We start from the raw sequence: 21640 nt of genomic DNA, 5'->3' as shown, positions 1-21640 counted from the left end.
CCACTGATATAGTTGCTTGATAAATCTTGTTCAATTTGCACTTGCAATCTACCAACAATATATTTTAACACTAATTGCGGAAGTCTGTAAACAAAATTAGTATTAAAGCATTAATTGCCTTTCAGAACCTCATGTCGCGCCTCCGGCAAAAACTGCGCCAGCTCACCTGCTGCCAGACCAATATCAATACCACTGATATCCGCAGCCTTTCCGTGCAGATAAACACCGCAAACAGCAGCCTCCTGCAAAGTAATCTCCTGCGCTGCCAGACCGGCAATAATACCTGTCAGCACATCACCACTGCCACCTGTAGCCAAGACACTAGAGCCAGTGCTGTTGACATAAACAGTGCCGTCCGGGCAGGCAATAACTGTCGGCGCTCCCTTGAGCACCAGTATAGCATTCCATTCTTTAGCATATTGTGCTGCAATATTGATACGGTCAGCATTAATTTCGCTGATCTCCTTGCCGATAAGACGTGCCATCTCACCGGGATGCGGAGTCAGCACCTTTGCAGCCTGCATCTGCGTCAAAATTTCTGTATGTCCCTGCAAAGCTGTCAGTGCATCTGCGTCAATAACAACAGGCACCTGCAGCTGCAGCAATATATCGCGCACTGCCTGCTGGGTGCTTTCACTGGTACCCAAGCCAGGTCCAATCGCCAGCACGTCAGCTGCATTAGCATTTTTCGCAACATCGCCGGCAGCACCACCGCCCAAAATACCAGGCATGCGCTCCAACAAGCCATGCACCATAACCTCTGTCAGCTTGCCTGCAAGCACATCTCTGCTGCTGAGCGGTGTATAAAGCGAAACAAGCCCGGCGCCTGCCTTAACAGCAGCGTAGCTGCTCAAGGCTGCAGCACCGGTAAAACCGGGGCTGCCAGCGCAGATTACAGCGCGTCCGGCATCACCCTTATGCGCATCTGCCTTACGCAGCGGCAGCAGCTCGCGTACAATATCGTCTGTCAGACGATATTTTTTGCTCGCACATTCGTCAACCATTTTTGCAGGCATACCAATATCTGCCAGCTCAATATCACCGCAATATTCGCGACCTGGATAAAGTAAAAGACCAGTTTTCAGCAAAGCCATAGTTACTGTTTTATCTGCACGCACTGCATTTTCAGCAACAGTGCCATTATCTGCATTCACACCCGTAGGCACATCAACAGCAACAATATATTTTTCGCTTTCATTTAACAGCTTGCAGGCACGCAGAATTTCTCCCTCCAGCTCGCCGTGGAAGCCGGTTCCTGCTAACGCATCAACCAACAAATCTGCCTTGGCAGCAGCCAGCTCCGCCAGCAGCCAATCATCCTCGCTGGCAATAACCTCTACCTTAGCATCAGTTTTTTGCAGCATCGCAAGCTCTGCCGCAGCATCACCTGTAAAAGCCTCGAGCGCCTTGCCTACGACAAAAACGCGTACTTTGGCACCATAATTTTGCAGCCAACGGGCAGCACCGAAGCCATCACCGCCATTATTGCCGCCACCGCAAAAAACAACTACGCTTTCGCCGTCCAGCTCGTCCAAGCTATCATTAACAGTATCGGCAACAGCCTGCGCTGCATTATCCATCAATAAGATTCCCGGTACAGCATATTCTGCTGTCGCCAGTTGATCAAGCTGTTTCATTTCCTGTACATTTACTAATTTCATTTGTCATCCTCCATTATCACATAGGCCACAGCAAAATCTCTGCTATGGCTCAGGCTGATTTGTATATTTTTTACGCCAAGCTGTCTGGACAGCGCTGCAAAGTGCCCGCTAAGCTGCACCAAAGGTTTACCTAATGCATCATTAGCTACAGCTATTTCCTGCAATGAACCTTCTCTCAGGCCTGTTCCCAAAGCCTTAAGCACTGCTTCCTTAGCTGCAAAACGAGCTGCAAAGCTTGCTGCTGCCTGCTGGCCACGGCTTTGGCAATAAGCAGCCTCCTTTGCTGTAAATACACGCTGAATGAAAGACTCGCGCTTTATTGCCCGGGCAATACGTTCTATTTCGATAATATCACAGCCAATGCCTACAATCATCTGCTTTCACTCCTTCACGCAGCTTTTAAACTTAACTATTATTAATTCTTGCAAGTATATCTAAAACCCTTTTTTTATTTTTGCTTTTCACAAAAAATACAAATATAAATACAAAAACTCCGCAACTGCAACAGTTGCGGAGTAATTTGTGCGATTTGTGTTTGTGATTGGTGCTTGACAGTAAACCAAAAATTAACGTTTGGAGAACTGGCTAGCTTTACGAGCTTTCTTCAAGCCGTATTTACGACGTTCTTTTTCGCGCGGGTCGCGAGTCAGGAAGCCTGCTTTTTTCAGAGCAGGACGGAATTCAGCGTCAACTTTCAGCAAAGCGCGAGCAATGCCGTGACGGATAGCACCAGCTTGGCCGGAAATGCCGCCGCCGTTTACGTTAACGAGTACGTCATATTTGCCTTTGGTTTCGGTAACTTCGAGCGGTTGGTTAACAATCAGCTCTAAGGTTTTCAGACCAAAGTATTTGTTCAATTCACGGTCGTTGATAACGATGTTGCCTTCACCCGGAACCAGGCGAACGCGAGCAACAGAAGATTTACGACGACCAGTTGCGTTATAAGTAACTACTGCCATTTATTTGTTCCCTCCCGGATATTATCTAACGTTGATTTCCATTACTTCAGGTTTTTGAGCTGCATGCGGATGTTCGCTGCCAGCATATACATGAAGTTTGGAGAAAATTTGAGCGCCGAGGCTGTTGTGCGGAATCATGCCTTTAACAGCGAGCTCTACCATTTTTACAGGGTTTTTCTTCAGCATGTCGCCAGCTTTTACATAGCTGTCGCCGCCGAGATAACCGGAATGACGGAAATAAATTTTGTGAGTCAGTTTTTTGCCGGTCAGAACAACCTTATCTGCATTGATAATGATTACGTGATCACCGGTGTCCATGTGCGGGGTAAAGGTCGGTTTGTGTTTACCGCGCAGGACTTTTGCAACCTCTGCAGCCAGGCGGCCCAGAGTTTTATCAGCTGCGTCAACAACGTACCATTTGTGTTCGATGTTAGACGGATTAGCCATAAAAGATTTCATCGCTTGTGTCCCTCCTAGATATTTTCCAAATATACAGTTCGTTGCGATCTTCTCACCGTATTTCGGGGCTAGTGAAATCAAGCGGAAAATCACGTAGATATATTATACGCAACTTAAGAGTTTAAGTCAAGTATTTTTGTTAAAATTTTAGCATTTTCCAAAAGTTTTTCCCTTAAAGCTGCGGATACTCCCGATAACCGACCTCCGCCAGGTATAAACCCTGTGCCGGAGCAGGCTCGTTCAGGAATTCGCAGCGCTGTGCCGTCAGCTCGGCGGCAAAATCCTGCACCGTACGCTTGCCCATTCCCACCTGTACCAGGGACCAGACTATGTTGCGTACCATGTGATACAAAAAGCCGTCACCGCTGATGCGGAAAAGAATCTCTTCACCCTGCTGCTGCCACTTGGCAGCATAAATTGTTTTTATCGGCGAAGTATCTACGCTGCCGCTACTGCGGAAGGCACTGAAATCATGTGTTCCCAACAGCAGCTCAGCCGCCTCATTCATAGCCTTCAGATTAAGCTGCTGACGCAGCTGCCAGGCATAACGCACCATAAAGGGATTGACGTGCTCATTGACAAGCAGCTTGTAATGATACGTCTTCCACTGTGCGCTGAAGCGCGCGTGGAAGCCTTCCGGCATCTCCTCGGCGCTCACCACCACGATATCCTCCGGCAGCAGGCTTGCCGCCGCACGCACCAAATTAGCACAGGGAATGCGTCCGTTCGTAGTAAAGGTCACCGTCTGCGCCAAAGCATGTACCCCGGCATCCGTGCGCCCGCTGCCTGCGGTTACTACAGGCTCGCCACACAGCATAGTCAACACTTCTTCCAAAACATTTTGCACCGTCTGCACGTTCTTCTGCTTCTGAAAGCCGTGATAGGCACTGCCGTCATAGGCTACAACCAGCTTTATTGTACGCATACATTCCCCCAGCGCAATACTGCGAGGCCAACCGCCAGTATAATAATCAAAGCAAAGGCCAGGTAATCGCGGCCGGCATATGCCAGCTCATGCATGCGCGTACGTCCTTCGCCGCCGCGATAGCAGCGAGCTTCCATTGCAACAGCCAATTCATCGGCACGGCGGAAGGCACTGATAAACAGCGGTACCAAAAGCGGCAGCATATTTTTCATTCTCTGGAAAATATTACCGCTGGCAAAATCAGCGCCGCGAGAGGTCTGTGCCTTCATAATGCGGTCTGTTTCATCCAATAATGTAGGAATAAAGCGCAAAGCAATGGTCATCATCATAGCCAGCTCATGCGCAGGAACACCCAGTTTTTTGAACGGACGCAGCAGATTTTCAATACCGTCTGTCAGTACAATCGGCGATGTCGTAAAGGTCAGCACCGAAGAAAACAGCAGCAGCAAAATCAGGCGTACAGCCATCTTTACGCCCATATCGATGCCTTCGGCAGTTACGCTCAAAAACTTCCAGGTAAAAACAATATGCTCACCAGGAGCGGTAAACATATGAATCAGCATCGTAAGAATAACGATAATCCAGATAGGCTTCAAGGACTTAAATACCAGCATCCAGGGAACTCTCGAGATAAGAATTACCACAGCTGCAAAGGCGGTCAGGATACCATAAGCCAACGGCGTTACCGCAAAGAAAATAGCAATGATATAAATCAAGGTAGCCAACAGCTTAGTACGCGGATCAAGCTTATGGATAAAGGAGTTACCGGGGAAATATTGTCCTAAGGTTATATCTGTCAGCATTATTTCCACCCCTTTGCTTGCTTGATTGCCTTGACCAGGCTCATATCGTCTTTAATATTCTCTTTCACTGCCAGGCCGTTTTTGCGCAGTAAATCCGCCAGCTTGTAAACCTGCGGCACATCTACGCCAACCTTGACCAGCTCATCGGCATGCTGCTTGAAAATATCTGCAGGAGTGCCGTCAAACAGCACCTTGCCAGCGTTGATAACCAGCAGACGGTCAGCATATTTTACTGCCTCCTCCATGCTGTGCGTTACCAAAACAATGGCAATACCGCGGCTTTTGTGTAATGACATGATTTCCTTAAATACGGCATTGCGGCTGCGCGGATCCAGGCCTGCGGAAGGCTCGTCCAAAACCAGATAATCCGGATTCATCGCAACTACGCCGGCAATAGCTACACGGCGCATCTGACCGCCGCTCAGCTGAAACGGAGAGCGCTGCGCATAGGTATCATAATCCAGACCGACGAAGGCCATAGCCTCACGCACCTGCTTTTCTACCTCATCCTCAGCAAAGCCTTTGTTACGCGGGCCGAAGGCGATATCCTCGAAAACAGTTTCCGCAAACAGCTGATGCTCCGGATACTGAAATACCATGCCAACCTGTTGGCGTGCAGTCTTGGCTTCCGCCCCTTTGGCAGTAATATCAATGCCATCAATGCTTGCACTGCCCTTATCAGGCTTCAGCAAGCCGTTTAAATGCTGTACTAAAGTAGATTTACCGCTGCCAGTGTGTCCTATAATAGCAACTATTTCGCCCTTGGCAATCTCCAGCGACACATCATTGAGCGCCAGACGTTCAAACGGAGTGCCCTTGGAATATGTATGATATATATTAGAAAGTTTTATTGACATAATGCCTGCGCCAGCTCCTCATCTGTAATAATATCCTGCGGCAGCTTTACACCGCTTTTGCGCAGCTCACTGGCTACCTTCGCCGCCAGCGGAGCCTCCAGGCCCAAAGCCTCCAGCTCATCCACTCTGCTGAAAACCTCACGCGGAGTACCCATAAATCTGATATGACCTTTTTCCATAACAACTACGCGGTCGGCAGCCAGTGCTTCCACCATGTAATGCGTAATATAAACTATAGTCATCTTTTTTTCTTCATTAAGCTTGCGTACAGTGCCCACAATTTCTTTGCGTCCCTGCGGGTCGAGCATCGCTGTCGGCTCGTCCAGCACAATGCATTCTGGCTGCAGCGCCAGAATACCTGCTATCGCCACACGCTGCTTCTGGCCGCCGCTCAAAAGATGCGGTGCATGCTTGGCATATTCCGTCATGCCTACTGCAGCCAAAGAATCTGCCACACGCTGCGGTATTTCCGGTCCCGGTACTCCGATATTTTCCGGACCAAAGGCCACGTCCTCTTCTACAATCGCAGCAACTATCTGGTTATCAGGATTTTGGAACACCATGCCCACCTTCTGGCGGATATCCCACATTTTATTTTCATCTTCAGTATCCATGCCATCTACCAGCACAGTGCCATCCGTTGGCAACAGCAAAGCGTTCAAATGACGTGCCAGCGTAGATTTACCGCTGCCGTTAGCGCCGATAACAGCAACAAATTCGCCCTGCTTAATCTCCAGGCTTACGCCGTCCAGTGCCCTTACCTCGTTGCCATCAGCATCTGTATAGTAATGCTTCAAATTCTTTATACTAATCACAACAGTGCCTCCATCATAAATTCGTGTACTTACTAATTATATACGCGATAAAAAGATTAGTCAACCGCCTTTTCTTTTACGGTTAACCATAATGATAAAAAAGTAAACCATAAACGCTCAGGCACGTTTACGGCTTATTATTTTCACTTAAACAAAAGCATCAGTCCGCCTATTGTCGGCATACTGAGAACAATATAACGCAAAGCATTGCGCGACGCCAAACGCGTAAGCTTGGCACCCAAATATGCGCCGATAGTCAGTCCACCCAAGGTCTGAAGAAAAATATAAAAATCAAGATGACCATTGACTAAATAGCCTAAACCGCCGGAAATAGAAATAGGTAAAATAACCAGCATCGTTGTACCGATAGCATGATAGAGCGATACACCGAAAAACAGCATCAGGCTTATTTGGATAAAAGCGGTTGCACCAATACCGAAGGCTCCGCTCAAAAAGCCGGTCACTACACCGATTGTCAGCGCATGTGCATAAAAGCTTGCGCCCTCTGCCTTCGATGCATGCTTTGCCACAAAGCTGTCCAGCATATCCTTACGAAAAAGAATAAAGTAAAGCAATACCGATGAAGCAAGCATCAGAGCTGCTGTCATTTTTGATAAAATATCTCCTGGCAAGGCATCAGAAATACGTGCGCCGGCAAACGCTCCCAGCATACCGGCACCGCCGGTTGTCAGCCCAAGGCGCAGCAGTACATCACCTTCACGAAAATGGCTTACGGCACCGGAAAGCATCGTAAATGACATGGCAGCCAGCGCAACGCCAAGCGCAGTATGAATCGGCACACCAAAGCCTACAGAAAGCAGTGTTATTGTTAAGCCTGCACCACCTGCACCGGCAAAGCCAAGCAGACAGCCCAAGAGAATCATTGCACCAAAAATCATTTTTAGTCCCCCAATAATAACTAAATCTATAATCTTTATTTTACCAATATCAGAAAGCATTTTCCAGTAAAAAAATAAGACTACTGCAAATTCTTGACAAAAGAGCTGTAGTCTTGCCGATAAACGAGAAAACAGCCTGCAGGGGATATTGCAGGCTGTTTCTCTTAGGAAAGCTGTTTATGATGAATTTGATGGGAAGGGTGTAGCAACTTCTTGCTACACTCATAGTATACTATATTGCTGTGACAGAGCAAGGGCAAAGTTTTGAAGAAATCGTGAATAAATTTCCTGCATGAACTATTCCCATGTTATAAGTTTATTCTTAATTATCTACAATTTGTGCGCCAAACGGCAACAGCGCCAGCTTTGCCAGCTTAAAGTGCTGCATGCCAAAGGGAATGCCGATAATCGTGCAGCACAAAATTACAGCGAAAACTGCATGCGTAATTGCCAGCTCAATACCGCCAAAAATCAGCCAAAAAACATTTAACAGCAACGAGGTTGTCTGACCGCTCAAGGCTACATCCTTGCCAAAGGGGAAGAAGCTTAAGCGCCCCAGCTTAAAGCACTGCAGTCCTACCGGAATACCGATAATCGTCAAGCACCACAAAAGGCCTACCAGATACCAGATAATGCCTGCAAAAATACCACCAAATAAAAACCAGATAAGATTACCAATAATGCTCATTGTGCACTTCCTTTCATCTACCGACAAACCAGCTGCCGCTCAGCCAAAATCTCTGAACGCCTGTGGTTGAAAATACATTAGATTAATAAGATTAAAAATATCTTTTCTAAGGCTAGTTTAGCATAACGCAAACTTTTGTGCAAGCACAAAGGCAAGCGGCACTGTGGGAACTCTGGGGAGAGTCTCACAGTGCCGCTGCACTATATTAAATTAAATGGGATAACTTAATGATTGGTTTCTTCGGCTAATTTTGCCGGAACCAGCTCAGATTCTTCCTTGAGATGTTGTTGATATGCTTTAGTTTCAGCAACAACTACACCGGAAAGAGCAACCAGAGCAATCAGGTTAGGCAGAGCCATCAGACCGTTAACGATATCGGACATAACCCAGATTTCTTCCAGCTTCAGGAACGGGCCGCAGGCAACGAGAATGATGAAGCCGATGCGGTACGGAAGAATTGCTTTAACACCCATCAGGTATTCTACGCAACGTTCGCCGTAGTAGTTCCAGCCAAGGATGGTAGTGAAGGCGAAGAGCACCAGGCCAACCAACAGCAGCCAGCTACCGAAGGCAGGGAATGCGGAGGTGAAGGCTGCATTAGTCATGGCAGCGCCATTGAGCTCACCGTTCCAAACGCCAGTAACAATCAAGGACAAGCCTGTCATGGTGCAGATGATGATGGTATCGATAAAGGTACCGGTCATGGAAACCAGACCTTGTTCAGCAGGCCAATGAGTTTTAGCAGCAGCCGCTACGATAGGAGCAGAGCCTAAGCCGGATTCGTTGGAGAATACGCCGCGGGCAACACCGCTACGCATTGCCAGCATAACAGTTGCACCAAGGAAGCCGCCCTGTGCAGCAGTAGTAGTGAAGGCACTTTCAATAACCAGTGCGATAGCAGCAGGCACCTGATCAGCGAAAGCTATCAAAATACCTAAGGTAGTCAGGAAGTAAATTACTGCCATACCGGGAACAACCTTAGAAGAAACAGTAGCTATGGATTTCAGACCGCCGATGGTTACGGCAGCAACAAGAATTGTCAGCGCAATGCCGGTATAGAGAACCGGGATGCCTGCAGAGATTTTGGTAATCTCAACGATGGAGTTTACCTGAGCGAAGGTACCTACGCCAAAGTACGCGCACATGATACCGAAAATACAGAACATCATAGCCAAAGGTTTATATTTCTTGCCGAGGCCGTTTTGAATGTAATACATCGGACCGCCGGAGATATTGCCGTTAGCGTCGACAGTACGATATTTTACAGCCAGCAGGCATTCTGCATATTTGGTTGCCATACCGAAGAAGGCAGCCAGCCACATCCAGAACAATGCACCGGGGCCACCGGCCTTAATTGCGGTAGCAACACCTACAATGTTACCGGTACCAACAGTTGCAGCAAGAGCGGTACACAATGCTTTAAAGCTGTTTACGTCACCATGACCTTCATTCTTAGCGCAGAAGATAAGCTTCAAGGCCTGCGGGAGCTTCAATACCTGCAGCAAGCCTAAACGAATAGTCAGCATAATGCCAGTACCTACAAGCAGCACCAGTAGCGGCGGACCCCAGACAAACGAATCAATTGCATTCAATGTTTCCAACATGATGATTTCCCCTCTCATTTTTAAAGTTCCCTAAGTAAATAAAAAAGCCAGAGTATGATTATCTGATACTCTGGTTTGTCAGCGGCCTTGATAGCTGTGCTATCATTATTGTTTTGCTCCGTCCACTGGCCTGAGAGATAAGGATGTAACTAATCACATCTTTGCACCTTCGGCGCCCATTCAAGGGACTCTCCAGAGTTGTGTCTGTACACGGTTCTTGCTTTTGATAAGCACCTGAGAGTTTTGCTCCTTCGGTAGGCATTGCCTTCTCCTATGCACTTCATCCACTCGCTATTTACTTATGTATCTGATTATAACACATATTATACAGAAATCAAGAGACTACAGCAATGTATACACGCATACATTGCAAACTGTAAACTAAAGTATATTTATTGATTTTTTTAATAACAAAACGGCGCTGTGGGAACTCTGGGGAGAGTCGCACAACGCCGCTTTGCTATATAAAGATGAAATATTAGGCTTACTTATTTATTCTTTTCTTCAGCCAGATGCTTCTGATAAGCTTTGGTTTCGGCAACAACTACACCGGACAAAGCAAGCAGAGCAATTAAGTTAGGAATAGCCATCAGGCCGTTAACAATATCCGCTAAAACCCAAATCTCTTCCAGTTTCAAGAAAGGACCGCAGGCAATCAGGCAGATGAAGATGATGCGGTACGGCAGAATTGCCTTTACGCCCATCAGATATTCTACACAGCGTTCGCCGTAGTAGTTCCAGCCAAGAATGGTGGTGAAAGCAAAGAGTACAAGGCCAACCAAAAGCAGCATGCTGCCAAATGCCGGGAAAGCCATGGTGAAGGCAGATTCAGTCATTGCAGCACCGTTCAGAGGTCCGCACCATACACCGCTGACAACCAGGGACAAGCCGGTCAGAGTACAAATAATGATAGTATCAATAAAAGTACCGGTCATAGAAATCAAGCCTTGCTCTGCAGCCCATTTGGTTTTAGCAGCAGCAGCAACGATAGGAGCAGAACCTAAACCGGATTCGTTGGAGAATACGCCACGAGCAACACCGCTGCGCATTGCCAGCATAACGGTAGCACCGAGGAAACCGCCTTGAGCGGCAGTCGGAGTGAAAGCGGAATTCAGTACAGTTGCGATTGCAGCAGGAACCTGATCTGCAAAAACAATCATGATACCGACAGTAGTCAGGAAGTACAGCAGAGCCATAGCAGGAACTACCTTTGCAGCAACAGTTGCGATAGATTTCAGACCGCCGATGGTTACAGCAGCAACAACTACAGTCAGAGCAATACCGGTGTAAACAACAGGAATACCTGCAGAAATCTGGGTAATCTCAACAATGGAGTTTACCTGAGCAAAGGTACCGATACCAAAGTATGCGCACAGAACACCGAAAATCGCAAACATAACAGCCAGCGGTTTGTATTTTTTGCCAAGGCCATTTTCAATGTAGTACATCGGGCCACCGGAAATATTGCCGTTAGCATCGACAGTACGATATTTTACAGCCAGCAGACATTCGGAATATTTGGTTGCCATCCCGAAGAAGGCTGCCATCCACATCCAGAACAAAGCGCCCGGGCCACCTGCTTTAATTGCAGTTGCAACACCAACGATGTTACCGGTACCAACAGTTGCGGCCAGTGCGGTGCACAGTGCTTTAAAGCTGTTTACGTCACCACTGCCATCGTTCTTAGCACTGAAGATCAGGCCCAAAGCCTGCGGCAGCTTGAAAACCTGCAGCAGCTTCAGACGGAAGGTCAGCAGAATACCGGTACCAACCAAAAGCACCAGAAGCGGCGGGCCCCAGACAAACGCATCAATTTCATTCAAAATTTCCAACATGATTAAAACATCTCCCTTTTAGTTCCCATTAATTATTTATAAGCAAATAAAAAACCGGAGTATACAAAAAATACTCCGGTAAAAGTCAATGACATATGATAGGCAATAGCGCCATCACATAAGCTTTGCTCTGTCCACTGGCCTGAGAGATAAGGACGTTTCTGAAATTCAGAAGACATCTTTGCACCTTCGGCGCCCATTTAAGGGACTCTCCAGAGTTGTGTCAGCATACGGTTCCTGCTTAAAATTAAGCACCTGAGAGTTTTGCTCCTTCGGTAGGCAGTGCCTTCTCCCATATACATCATCCACTCGTTATTTACTTATGTACGCTATTATAACACACTTTTTGAAGAACGCAAGCCTTTTTTCAACAATTTTTTATGTATACACGAATACATAAGGTAGTGTAACTTTTGAAGCAATTCGTTAGCATTTTTCACTTGCAAAGCTGCGCTCGCTTAAAAGATAACATGGTAAAGCGATAAGCTGTGCCGCTACAGAAACAATGATGAAGGTATTCAATGAGTAATCATAAATTGCTCCCAACAGCCAGCTGCCTAAAAACCACGCTAAGCCAAAGAAAAATTCGAACGCACCGTAGCTGCTTGCACGATGCTCCTTACTCGTCATGGTAGCAACCGCTGCTTTCATAATAGATTCCTGAGCACCCATGCCTACGCCCCACAAAGCAATACCCAGCATAATCATACCCGGTGAAGTCATGCCAAAGGCAAAAAATGCAAAGAAAGCTGAAATAGCCGTAGAAATAACCAGTGCCTTCGTGCGCATTTTGTCAAACAGCCAGCCAAAGAAAAGCGCCGCAACCGCATCCACAAGCATCGCACCGGAATAAAGCAACGGCAAAGTGCTGTCGTCAAAAAGCTTATTTTTTGCCAAATGCATAGTCACCAACGGAAAATCCACAAAGCCGAAGGCAAAGCAGCTGATGCCGGCAAGATACAAATAAAAGCTTTTCTTGCCAACGAAGCTTTCCTCCTTCTCTGCCTTAGCTTCCGGTTCAAAGGCTTCCGGATTCGGGAAACGGCTTTTAGCGAACAGTAAAAAAGCAATTGTGCAGACAGCAGGCAAGGCCAGAAAAGCAAAGGCCGTATTATATACCTCGTATTCGTCACCATGCTTATACAGCATAATCACATAAAGCAGCAAGGGGCCGATAAAAGCGCCAAGCTGATCCAAGGCTTCCTGAATAGCAAAGCTTTTGCCGACACCCTCCTGCGAAGCCGCAAAGGAAAGAATTGTATTCTTGGCAGGCTTTTTAATAGCCTTACCGATGCGCTCAACAACGAGCAGCACGCAGGCTGCTATCCAACCGTCACGATGGACAAGCGCCAGTGCCGGTACGGCAAAAACGTCCACAGCATAGCCTAAAATCATAAAGCCCCAATAGTTGTGCGTTTTATCTACAAGGCGCCCAAAAAGATAACGCAGGCCATAGCCCAAAAGCTCGCCTACGCCGGAGATAAAACCGATGGTAGAAGCACTTGCTCCTAAAATTAATAAATACGCTCCCTTGATACTCGTCGCAGCTTCATGCGTCATATCGCTGAACAAGCTGACAACGCCGAGCAGAACTATGAACGCCATAGCGGAATTTTTATTGTGCATGCTTACGCCTCCTGTTTAATGAATACCTTATTATTATAGCATAATATCTTGAACTTAATTATACTTTAATTTTCCAAAGAACTGTCAAATTAATAAAAGTGCCTGCAACACCATGTCACAGGCACTTTTTATCGAGATACTTATCAGCTCAGCCTTTTTGCACCCTCAGCATAATCCAGCTGTTGTCAGCATCAATAACCTGCCATTTTTTATTCTGCTGAGCAATAAATCTATCATAGCTTTTTGGCGTAACCACAACAATACGATACGGATTCTGCTCCAGCGTTGCGTAAGGCATGACATTCTTGCCAGTCCAGGAAAAATCCTTGGGAACATAGCCTGCAACCTCACGCTCATGCATCAGCTTGACAATTTTACTGCTGCTGTAAAAAACTGCGGAAGTAGGATATTTGCCATATAAGCCAACCTCCTGCACATCCTGCGCCGCCAGCATCTCCCCTAAGTCCTTCGCACTGCGCTGCTCACTGAACGGCACAGCAATGCTGAAAATAAGCGCAATATAAAATACTACCGACATTGTTGCAATACTGCAGGCACGCTCACTTGTCACCAATCGCAAGATATAATCCAGCATCACGCAAATAATCAACGCCAACGGCAGCAAGAACAGCAGCTCAGATGCTATCAGCTGCTGACTTACCGCAAACCATGCTCCCACAAGCAGCAGGCCAAAGCCTCCGCCGACAAAATACATATAGCCGCCGTTCACACAGTCTGTATATTTTGCCAGCATGCTTCCCAGCAAAAGGCTGGCCGGAAAGAGCAGCGGATAGGTATAAGTAATATATTTCGTTGCCATGCATTGAAAGAAAACGAAAACAACTAACGCCCACAACAGTAAGAATTTTTGCTGCTCACCCAGCTTGCGGTGTCCCTGCCGCCACCATTTATAGGCAGCCCAGGGAATAAGTCCGCTCCACGGAAACAGCGCCAGCAGATTCACCAGCGTATAATAATAAAACACATCATCACGAGGATGCTCCGATACCGTTGCGCGCAGGAAATTGTGCGTGCCGAAGAAGGTATTGATGAAATCACTGCCGTGCAAGCTGTACATAACAGCATACCAAGGCACGGCAACCGCCGCACACAGCAGAGTGCCGCTTACAAGATGCATGCGCTTCAGTACGCGCCAATCACGCTGCCACAACAGGAATAACGTAATAATCAATCCCGGCAGCAGCACGCCAATCGGGCCCTTGGTCAAAACCGCAAAGCCTGCTGCAGCATACATAATATACCAATAGCGCGCCCTGCCGTCACGATAGCCAAGGTAGAAAAACAGCAGCGTCGCACTGAAGAAAAAGAACAATACAGCATCCGTAATCACGGACTTGCTGATAAGGAAAAATTCCACACTGCTCAGCAGCACCAACGCACTGAAAAAGCCGCTGCGCGCATTTTCCAGCTTGCTGGCGCCCCACGCCAGCAATGCTACGCTGCCAAAACCGAACAATGCCGGGAAAAAACGCGAGGCAAATTCCGTAAAGCCAAACATTTTATAGGCCAACGCCGTCAGCCAATAAAAGAAAATCGGCTTATCATACCAATAATGACCATAAATCTGCGGTGAAAGCCAATCGCCGCTCAGCACCATTTCCTTCGCCGTCAAAGCGTAATTAGATTCAACGCTGTCTGTAACCAGCAGGCTACCATTGCCCGCAAACAGCAATACTGCGGCAGCTGCAAAAAGCAGCAACCAATATTTTCGTGGCATAAAAAATCCCCCTTCAGCAGCAGAGTATTGTCAACCTGCCTTTCATTAAGCACAGTATAAATGCTCCTGCTTAACGATTACTGAAAGGGGTATTCATCTTAATTTCAGCTTGCAAGAAAGCCTAAAAATTACTTTGCATCCGTCGGTAATTGTACATACATAACAGTTCCCTGCGGCATATTATCAAGAACCTTAATGCTACCGCCATGCTGACGCACAATCGCCAAAGCCAGCGATAAGCCTAAGCCCAGGCCACCCTGACTGCGGCTGCGCGCCTTATCCACGCGGAAGAAGCGGTCAAAAATCTTCTGCTTATCCTCGTCACTGATGCCACAGCCTTCGTCGCGTACCTCCAGTACAAGATGCGTTTTTACCTTAGCGGCACGCAGAGTGATTGTCGTCTGCTGCGGCGAATACTTCATAGCATTATCCAAAAGTATAATCAGCAAGCGTGATAAAGCCATTTCATCACCCTGCATTACCAGATTATCCTGGATTTCCTGCTTGAGCTGCAGCTTTTTGTCCGTTGCCAAAAGCGACATCTGCGATGCAACCTTTTTGCACAGCGCCGTAATATTCACCTGCTCCGTATACACGGGAAGAAAATCCTCATCGCTGCGCGCCAATGTCATAAGATTTTCCGTAAGACGGCTAAGTCTTTCCGACTCGCTTTGCAGCATATCTACCGACTCTTTGGCAAAATCACTCAGCCTGCTGTCCTCATCCTCCTGCAGTCCCTGCACAGCCAGCTTCATAACGGCAAGCGGCGTGCGCATTTCATGCGAAGCATCCGCTGTAAACTGCTGCTGCTTAGCGTACATGTTGCTTATAGGACGGATATTGCGTCCTGCCAGCCAATAACCGAAATAGCAGGCGGCAAAATACAGCACCAGCGCCATACACAAAAGCAAAAACAGTGTTTTATAGGCTGCATGATAATAAAATTCCATATTCTTGAACATATACAACCTGCCAACCTGCTTATCACCGTCAATAACAGGAGCAACTGCAGCCAGATAACGATAACGCTCACCGTTTGCGCCATGCATCCGCAAAAGACGCGATGTATTCAGCTCCTTCGGCCAATCATTTTTATGACTCATCAGCGCCTGCCCCGCCCCACTTGTTCCAAGCTGGTTTAAAATTACCTTCGAGCCATCTGCATCCACAAAGTATGCGAGCATCTTGCCGCTGCGGATAGCTGCTTCAGAGCAGGGAGCCTCCTCCGACTCTATCCATTCTTCGCCCTCATGGTAAATCTGCGCTACAAGGTTTTCCTTTTCGTGCGCCAGTATTTCCCACCAGATAAAGGTGTAGGCCGCAGCCACAATAACCAAAATCAAAGCACCGAAGATGGCTGCATATAAGCAGGTCATGCGCCGGCGTAGCTTTTCAAAAGGCTTATTCCACATAATAGCCCACGCCCCGCATCGTTTTAATCAGTTCTTCTCCGTTCAGCTCCATAATTTTTTTACGCAGCAGACGGATATGCACATCAAGATTGTTCTCCGTCACATCGCTGTCAATGCCCCAGATACGGTCCTGCAGCATCGCACGCGGCATAACCTGCCCCCGGTTGCGCAAAAGCAGCTCCAGCAGCTTAAATTCACGCGGACGCAGCTCTACACGACGCTCGCCGTATGCCAGACAATAGGTAGAGATTTCCAACGTATAAGCGCCGTACTTCAGCTTTTCCGCGCTGTACTGTCCCTGGCGGCGGCAAAGGGCATTCAAACGCGCCACCAGCTCCTCCAGCTCGAAAGGCTTTACCAGATAGTCATCGGCACCGCTGTTTAAGCCTTGTACCTTATCCGCCAACGTATCCTTGGCCGTCAGCAGCAATATTTTTCCCTGATACTCCTCCTCACGCAGACGCTTGCACAGATCAAGACCGCTCAAAAGCGGCATCATCCAGTCCAATACCAGCACATCATAGCCGTCGGCATACACAGCATCGTAGGCAGCCTCGCCATCCTGCACCCAGTTCACAGTTATATTTTGCTTTTTCAACAGCATGCTTAAAAGCTTGCCTAAATTTATATCATCCTCAGCTAATAAAATTTTCATTGTTATCGCCTCCATTACTGCTATTGTATCACAATGCAGTATAGGCATGTAAAATTAATTTTAACTGAAAAAATCGCTGCCGAAGCTTTGCCTTCAGCAGCGATTGTCTTACATGATATATCTGTTCAATGACGGCACAATTTCCGCATAGGTGCCTTTTTTATTAGCCAGCATAATATTAATGGCCCATACAGTCTGTCCACGGTCATCCTCCGTGCGTGTAGCCTGCAGCTTACGGTTGGTACCTGTATAGCATACGATATCTTCCAGCTCCAGCAAAAGTGCCATATCCTCACGTCTGTAGCCCTCAAGGCAGCGGTCGGAAAACATCACCGTCAGCATCAGCATATCGTCCATACGCCAGCATTCCAGACGATAGGCACGGCCGTCGCTCAGCTTGCCGTTATAATAGCCGACATCCTGCACACCGTCCTCATCCGGCTCATAGGGAGAAGGAACATAATCCACGCGGCAGGGAACAGGGAATTTTTTTATCAGCATAAATTCGTTCTCCTTAGAGAGCAAAGCGCCTCAGAGCTTAAGGCTTTGAGGCGCGCTTGCTTATACGTTATTCCTTATCGGGAGTTTCTTCTGCTGCGGTTTCAGCAGTTGCAACTTCGGGCATCGGAACATTATATTTAACTTTGATATCACGATAACGGCTCATACCGGTACCTGCCGGAATCAGCTTACCGATGATAACGTTTTCTTTCAGGCCCAGCAGCGGGTCAACCTTGCCCTTGATAGCGGCATCGGTGAGCACGCGGGTGGTTTCCTGGAAGGAAGCAGCAGACAGGAAGGAGTCGGTAGCCAAAGAAGCTTTGGTGATACCAAGCAGGATAGCACGGCCTTCTGCAGGAGCCTTGCCTGCTTCCAGCATCTCGGTATTCTGCTCTTCAAATTCTGCCACATCAACGTCTTCACCCGGCAGCATTGTGGTGTCACCGGATTCCTCGATGCGGATTTTACGCATCATCTGACGAACCATAACCTCGATGTGCTTACTGTTGATATCTACGCCCTGAGACTTATAAACGCCTACTACCTGAGATACCAGATAGTTCTGAGTAGCCTTCACGCCGCTGATACGCAGTACGTCATGCGGGTTAAGAGAACCTTCAGTCAGGCGGTCGCCCTTAGCGATTTCTTCGCCCTCAACAACAGACAGCTTAGCGCCATAAGGAATCTGGTATTCCTGGTTTTCGCCATCCAGCGCCATTACGGTTACCTTGCGGCTGTTGCCTTCCTGGGTAATATGTACGTGACCGGAAACTTCGGACAGAATGCCAGGATGCTTCGGCTTACGTGCTTCGAACAGTTCCTCGACACGCGGCAGACCTTGGGTAATATCATCAGCACCTGCAACGCCGCCGGTATGGAAGGTACGCATGGTCAGCTGGGTACCAGGTTCACCGATGGACTGTGCAGCGATAGTGCCGACTGCCTCACCTACATCAACGTTCTTGCCGGTTGCCAGGTTGCGACCATAGCACTTACGGCAAACGCCGAATTTAGCCTTACAGGTCAGTACGCTGCGGATCTTAACCTTTTCACGCAGCTGGCAGATGTGTTCTGCCATAGGCTCAGTAACATATTCATTGATATGATAGAGAATTTCACCATTTTCATCCAAAATATCCTCAGCCAGGTTACGGCCAATGATACGGTCATGCAATGTTTCAATGATAGTTTTCTCTTTCTTGCCTTCGGTAATTGCCTCAACCTCAATGCCGGCAATTTCGTTGTTGCGGATACGCATTTCCTTAACAGTACCGTCAGCCAGAATAGCGTTGATAATGTCCTCGGTCATGGTGTCGCCGGTATGTGCCAGCACTTCACCTGCACCGTTAACAATATCAGCTGCTACCTCTTTATTGTTGAAGTTATGCATCATAGCTTCCTTCAGCACATTATGTGCAAAGGTGTCGCTGATGTTGATGCGGACAGTTTCAATATCCTCACCATTCATATCTTCGTCAGAATATAGATTAATCTCTTCAATCTTAGCATCATTGAGTTTAGCGAAAAGCTCTTCAGTGATGTTGGTATCTGCTTCTGCAATCAGGTTGCCTTCTGCGTCAAGTACGCCGGAAGCCAGGGTGCGGCCCATAACCTTTTCGCGAATTTTGTTCTGGCTTGCACCAAGAACTGCTTTGCTCAGACGGCTGCGTTCCTTAACCAGGTTCATACCTACAATATCGCAATCATCCTCACGTACGATTACGTCCTGGGCAACGTCAACCAGACGACGAGTCAGGTAACCGGAGTCAGCGGTACGCAGTGCGGTATCGGCCAAGCCTTTACGAGCACCATGAGAAGAAATGAAGTATTCCAAAATGGTCAGGCCTTCACGGAAGTTGGATTTGATAGGACGGTCAATGATACGACCGGAAGGATCGGCCATCAAACCACGCATACCAGCCAGCTGACGAATCTGCTGTTTGTTACCGCGGGCACCAGAATCAGCCATCATGGAAACAGGATTGAACTTGTTCATGGTGGATTTCATCAGCTTTTCGGTAACTTTATCGGTTGCATCATTCCAAAGGTCGATTACCTTACGATAACGTTCGTCATCACTCATCAAGCCACGACGGAAGAGACGCTCAACCTTATCAACCTCATGCTCTGTTGCTTCCAGAATAACTTCTTTTTCAGCAGGAATCTGAATATCAGAGGTTGCGATAGAAATACCGGACTTACAAGCATTATCGTAACCCATCTTTTTAACAATATCCAGAATCTCGGCAGTACGCAGGTTGCCGTACAGCTTATGAGCTTTAGCAACGAGTTTGCCCAATTCTTTTTTGTCAATCAGCTTGCCAAGGTGCCAACGTTCAACCTCAACGGTTTCTTCAACAACGTTGCCTTCAGCATCAAGATGCTTTTCAACAACCTGATCTTTTTCTTTATGATAGTAACGCATTTCCAGAGGCAGCTCGCCATTGAAAATAGTGTTACCAACAGTTGTAACTACCAGGGATACACCGCTTTCACCAACGGCTGCACCCTTTTCTTCGTCATAGATTTCGCTATTAGGAATATAAACCTCAATGGTTGCCTGCAGATCTACAGCCTGGTGGAAGTAAGCCAGTTGAGCCTCGTCCACGCTGCTATAGCGGTTGCCTTCACCCTTGATGTTCGGATCATCCTTGTTGGTCTTGACGATAGTCAGATAATAGGAGCCCAAAACCATATCCTGGGTAGGAACAGCAACAGGCTTGCCATCCTTCGGTGCCAGGATATTGTTTACAGACATCATCAGCATACGTGCTTCAGCCTGAGCCTCAACGGAAAGCGGCAGATGGACAGCCATCTGGTCACCGTCGAAGTCGGCGTTATAAGCGGTACATACCAGAGGATGCAGCTTAATAGCACGGCCTTCAGACAGGATAGGCTCGAATGCCTGAATACCCAGTCTGTGCAGAGTCGGTGCACGGTTCAGCAGTACCGGATGCTCCTTGATTACCTCTTCCAGAACGTCCCATACTGCATTGGTAGCACGCTCTACCATGCGCTTAGCGCTCTTGATATTGCTTGCTTCACCGCTGTTTACCAAACGCTTCATAACAAAGGGTTTGAACAGCTCCAAAGCCATTTCCTTCGGCAGGCCGCACTGATGCATTTTCAGCTCAGGACCTACTACGATTACGGAACGGCCGGAATAGTCAACACGTTTACCTAACAGGTTCTGACGGAAACGGCCCTGTTTACCTTTGAGCATATCGGACAAGGATTTCAGCGGGCGGTTGCCAGGACCGGTAACCGGACGGCCGCGACGACCATTGTCGATCAAAGCATCTACTGCTTCCTGCAGCATACGTTTTTCATTGCGGACAATGATATCAGGCGCATGCAGCTCCAGCAAGCGGTTCAAACGGTTGTTACGGTTAATAACGCGGCGATATAAATCATTCAAATCAGAGGTAGCGAAACGGCCACCGTCCAGCTGTACCATCGGGCGCAGCTCAGGCGGAATAACCGGTACTACATCCATAATCATCCATTCAGGACGGTTGCCGGATTTCAGGAAGGCTTCAGCAACCTCCAGACGACGGATAGCACGTACACGGCGCTGACCGCTCAGCTCCTTCATATCATGGCGCAATTGCTCTGTCAAAGCTTCCAGATCAATAGCTTGCAGCAGCTCTTTAATAGCCTGTGCACCCATGCCTACACGGATACCTGCTTCAGGATATTTGTCGCGCTTTTCCATATACTCAGGCTCAGTCAGCAACTGACCTTTAACTAAGTCAGTGCCTTCACCCGGATCAAGAACGATGAATTTAGCAAAATACAGAACCTGCTCCAGGCTTTTCGGGGAAATGTCCAGCATCAGGCCCATACGGCTGGGGATACCCTTGAAGTACCAGATGTGGGAAACCGGCGCAGCCAGCTCGATGTGGCCCATACGGTCACGACGAACCTTGCTGCGGGTTACTTCAACGCCGCACTTATCGCAGACAATACCCTTATAACGGATGCGTTTATATTTGCCGCAATGACACTCCCAATCCTTAGTAGGGCCAAAGATTCTTTCGCAGAACAGGCCATCTCGTTCCGGCTTCAGGGTTCTATAATTGATGGTTTCGGGTTTTTTTACCTCACCGTAAGACCAGGCTCTAATCTGGTCAGGAGAGGCCAAACCGATACGCATAGACACAAAATTATTTACGTCGATCAAGAATCATTCGCTCCCTTCTC

The 21640-nt window shown here is 47.7% G+C and carries 18 protein-coding genes and 2 riboswitches; all 18 genes read right to left on the bottom strand.

Translation table 11 applies throughout. From position 1 onward, the window contains the following. Positions 1-110 precede the first annotated feature (110 nt). Complete coding sequence (locus tag Q0612_RS09310; protein WP_298883838.1) at positions 111-1661, bottom strand: NAD(P)H-hydrate dehydratase; 1551 nt, start codon at positions 1659-1661, stop codon at positions 111-113. After that, complete coding sequence (locus tag Q0612_RS09305; protein ID WP_293724903.1) at positions 1658-2035, bottom strand: holo-ACP synthase; 378 nt, start codon at positions 2033-2035, stop codon at positions 1658-1660. The genes Q0612_RS09310 and Q0612_RS09305 overlap by 4 nt, the downstream gene beginning before the upstream one ends. Before the next feature lie 192 nt (positions 2036-2227). Beyond that, on the bottom strand, positions 2228-2620 hold the full coding sequence (gene rpsI, locus Q0612_RS09300) for a 30S ribosomal protein S9 (RefSeq protein WP_009145170.1): 393 nt from the start codon (positions 2618-2620) through the stop codon (positions 2228-2230). 21 nt (positions 2621-2641) lie between these two features. Beyond that, positions 2642-3079, bottom strand: a complete 438-nt coding sequence (rplM, locus tag Q0612_RS09295) for a 50S ribosomal protein L13 (RefSeq protein ID WP_249747267.1) — start codon at positions 3077-3079, stop codon at positions 2642-2644. Between the two features lie 172 nt (positions 3080-3251). Next, entirely contained in the window at positions 3252-4004 is a 753-nt protein-coding gene (gene truA / locus Q0612_RS09290) for a tRNA pseudouridine(38-40) synthase TruA (protein WP_298883827.1), read from the bottom strand. Next, positions 3992-4807: an energy-coupling factor transporter transmembrane protein EcfT gene (locus Q0612_RS09285; RefSeq protein WP_293388969.1), complete on the bottom strand. Its 816-nt coding sequence runs from the start codon at positions 4805-4807 to the stop codon at positions 3992-3994. The genes truA and Q0612_RS09285 overlap by 13 nt, the downstream gene beginning before the upstream one ends. Next, entirely contained in the window at positions 4807-5664 is an 858-nt protein-coding gene (locus tag Q0612_RS09280; RefSeq protein ID WP_298883822.1) for an energy-coupling factor transporter ATPase, read from the bottom strand. Before Q0612_RS09280 ends, Q0612_RS09285 begins: the two co-directional genes overlap by 1 nt. Then, positions 5655-6479: an energy-coupling factor transporter ATPase gene (locus tag Q0612_RS09275; protein ID WP_293388963.1), complete on the bottom strand. Its 825-nt coding sequence runs from the start codon at positions 6477-6479 to the stop codon at positions 5655-5657. The genes Q0612_RS09280 and Q0612_RS09275 overlap by 10 nt, the downstream gene beginning before the upstream one ends. 143 nt (positions 6480-6622) lie before the next feature. Further along, complete coding sequence (locus Q0612_RS09270) at positions 6623-7378, bottom strand: sulfite exporter TauE/SafE family protein (RefSeq protein ID WP_298883819.1); 756 nt, start codon at positions 7376-7378, stop codon at positions 6623-6625. A gap of 322 nt (positions 7379-7700) precedes the next feature. Continuing rightward, the gene (locus tag Q0612_RS09265; RefSeq protein ID WP_298883817.1) at positions 7701-8066 is read right to left on the bottom strand and encodes a YccF domain-containing protein; all 366 of its coding nucleotides are present in this window, start codon (positions 8064-8066) and stop codon (positions 7701-7703) included. A gap of 224 nt (positions 8067-8290) precedes the next feature. Next, positions 8291-9670 carry a sodium:alanine symporter family protein gene (locus Q0612_RS09260; RefSeq protein WP_298883814.1) on the bottom strand — a complete coding sequence of 460 codons (1380 nt, stop codon included), beginning with the start codon at positions 9668-9670 and terminating at the stop codon, positions 8291-8293. 108 nt (positions 9671-9778) lie between these two features. Continuing rightward, positions 9779-9876: riboswitch (glycine riboswitch) on the bottom strand. 282 nt (positions 9877-10158) lie between these two features. After that, the gene (locus Q0612_RS09255) at positions 10159-11505 is read right to left on the bottom strand and encodes a sodium:alanine symporter family protein (protein WP_298883812.1); all 1347 of its coding nucleotides are present in this window, start codon (positions 11503-11505) and stop codon (positions 10159-10161) included. Between the two features lie 120 nt (positions 11506-11625). Then, a riboswitch (glycine riboswitch) is annotated at positions 11626-11731 on the bottom strand. A gap of 200 nt (positions 11732-11931) precedes the next feature. Then, the gene (locus Q0612_RS09250) at positions 11932-13131 is read right to left on the bottom strand and encodes an MFS transporter (RefSeq protein ID WP_298883809.1); all 1200 of its coding nucleotides are present in this window, start codon (positions 13129-13131) and stop codon (positions 11932-11934) included. Between the two features lie 148 nt (positions 13132-13279). Beyond that, a complete protein-coding gene (locus Q0612_RS09245) occupies positions 13280-14869 on the bottom strand; it encodes a glycosyltransferase family 39 protein (RefSeq protein ID WP_298883806.1) in 1590 nt (529 codons plus the stop codon). Positions 14870-14997: 128 nt separating this feature from the next. After that, entirely contained in the window at positions 14998-16281 is a 1284-nt protein-coding gene (locus Q0612_RS09240) for a cell wall metabolism sensor histidine kinase WalK (protein WP_298883803.1), read from the bottom strand. Continuing rightward, positions 16271-16936 (bottom strand): response regulator transcription factor, encoded by a 666-nt coding sequence (locus tag Q0612_RS09235; RefSeq protein ID WP_298883800.1) that lies wholly within the window; start codon positions 16934-16936, stop codon positions 16271-16273. The genes Q0612_RS09240 and Q0612_RS09235 overlap by 11 nt, the downstream gene beginning before the upstream one ends. Positions 16937-17044: 108 nt before the next feature. Continuing rightward, positions 17045-17437: a hypothetical protein gene (locus Q0612_RS09230; RefSeq protein WP_298883798.1), complete on the bottom strand. Its 393-nt coding sequence runs from the start codon at positions 17435-17437 to the stop codon at positions 17045-17047. Between the two features lie 67 nt (positions 17438-17504). Further along, complete coding sequence (gene rpoC / locus Q0612_RS09225) at positions 17505-21620, bottom strand: DNA-directed RNA polymerase subunit beta' (RefSeq protein WP_298883795.1); 4116 nt, start codon at positions 21618-21620, stop codon at positions 17505-17507. Positions 21621-21640 lie beyond the last annotated feature (20 nt).

It is taken from the genome of uncultured Phascolarctobacterium sp. (assembly GCF_937920985.1).
In the GTDB taxonomy this organism is placed as follows: Bacteria; Bacillota; Negativicutes; order Acidaminococcales; family Acidaminococcaceae; genus Phascolarctobacterium_A.
The sequence above is the reverse complement of the archived record's forward strand: the minus strand, read 5'-3'. Positions and strand labels throughout refer to the sequence as shown.

What these genes read in the sequence shown, in the direction of transcription:
- Q0612_RS09310 (WP_298883838.1), bottom strand. Translation starts at nt 1,661, where the DNA reads ATGAAATTAGTAAATGTACAGGAAATGAAACAGCTTGATCAACTGGCG.
- Q0612_RS09305 (WP_293724903.1), bottom strand. Translation starts at nt 2,035, where the DNA reads ATGATTGTAGGCATTGGCTGTGATATTATCGAAATAGAACGTATTGCC.
- rpsI (WP_009145170.1), bottom strand. Translation starts at nt 2,620, where the DNA reads ATGGCAGTAGTTACTTATAACGCAACTGGTCGTCGTAAATCTTCTGTT.
- rplM (WP_249747267.1), bottom strand. Translation starts at nt 3,079, where the DNA reads ATGAAATCTTTTATGGCTAATCCGTCTAACATCGAACACAAATGGTAC.
- truA (WP_298883827.1), bottom strand. Translation starts at nt 4,004, where the DNA reads ATGCGTACAATAAAGCTGGTTGTAGCCTATGACGGCAGTGCCTATCAC.
- Q0612_RS09285 (WP_293388969.1), bottom strand. Translation starts at nt 4,807, where the DNA reads ATGCTGACAGATATAACCTTAGGACAATATTTCCCCGGTAACTCCTTT.
- Q0612_RS09280 (WP_298883822.1), bottom strand. Translation starts at nt 5,664, where the DNA reads ATGTCAATAAAACTTTCTAATATATATCATACATATTCCAAGGGCACT.
- Q0612_RS09270 (WP_298883819.1), bottom strand. Translation starts at nt 7,378, where the DNA reads ATGATTTTTGGTGCAATGATTCTCTTGGGCTGTCTGCTTGGCTTTGCC.
- Q0612_RS09265 (WP_298883817.1), bottom strand. Translation starts at nt 8,066, where the DNA reads ATGAGCATTATTGGTAATCTTATCTGGTTTTTATTTGGTGGTATTTTT.
- Q0612_RS09260 (WP_298883814.1), bottom strand. Translation starts at nt 9,670, where the DNA reads ATGTTGGAAACATTGAATGCAATTGATTCGTTTGTCTGGGGTCCGCCG.
- Q0612_RS09255 (WP_298883812.1), bottom strand. Translation starts at nt 11,505, where the DNA reads ATGTTGGAAATTTTGAATGAAATTGATGCGTTTGTCTGGGGCCCGCCG.
- Q0612_RS09250 (WP_298883809.1), bottom strand. Translation starts at nt 13,131, where the DNA reads ATGCACAATAAAAATTCCGCTATGGCGTTCATAGTTCTGCTCGGCGTT.
- Q0612_RS09245 (WP_298883806.1), bottom strand. Translation starts at nt 14,869, where the DNA reads ATGCCACGAAAATATTGGTTGCTGCTTTTTGCAGCTGCCGCAGTATTG.
- Q0612_RS09240 (WP_298883803.1), bottom strand. Translation starts at nt 16,281, where the DNA reads ATGTGGAATAAGCCTTTTGAAAAGCTACGCCGGCGCATGACCTGCTTA.
- Q0612_RS09235 (WP_298883800.1), bottom strand. Translation starts at nt 16,936, where the DNA reads ATGAAAATTTTATTAGCTGAGGATGATATAAATTTAGGCAAGCTTTTA.
- Q0612_RS09230 (WP_298883798.1), bottom strand. Translation starts at nt 17,437, where the DNA reads ATGCTGATAAAAAAATTCCCTGTTCCCTGCCGCGTGGATTATGTTCCT.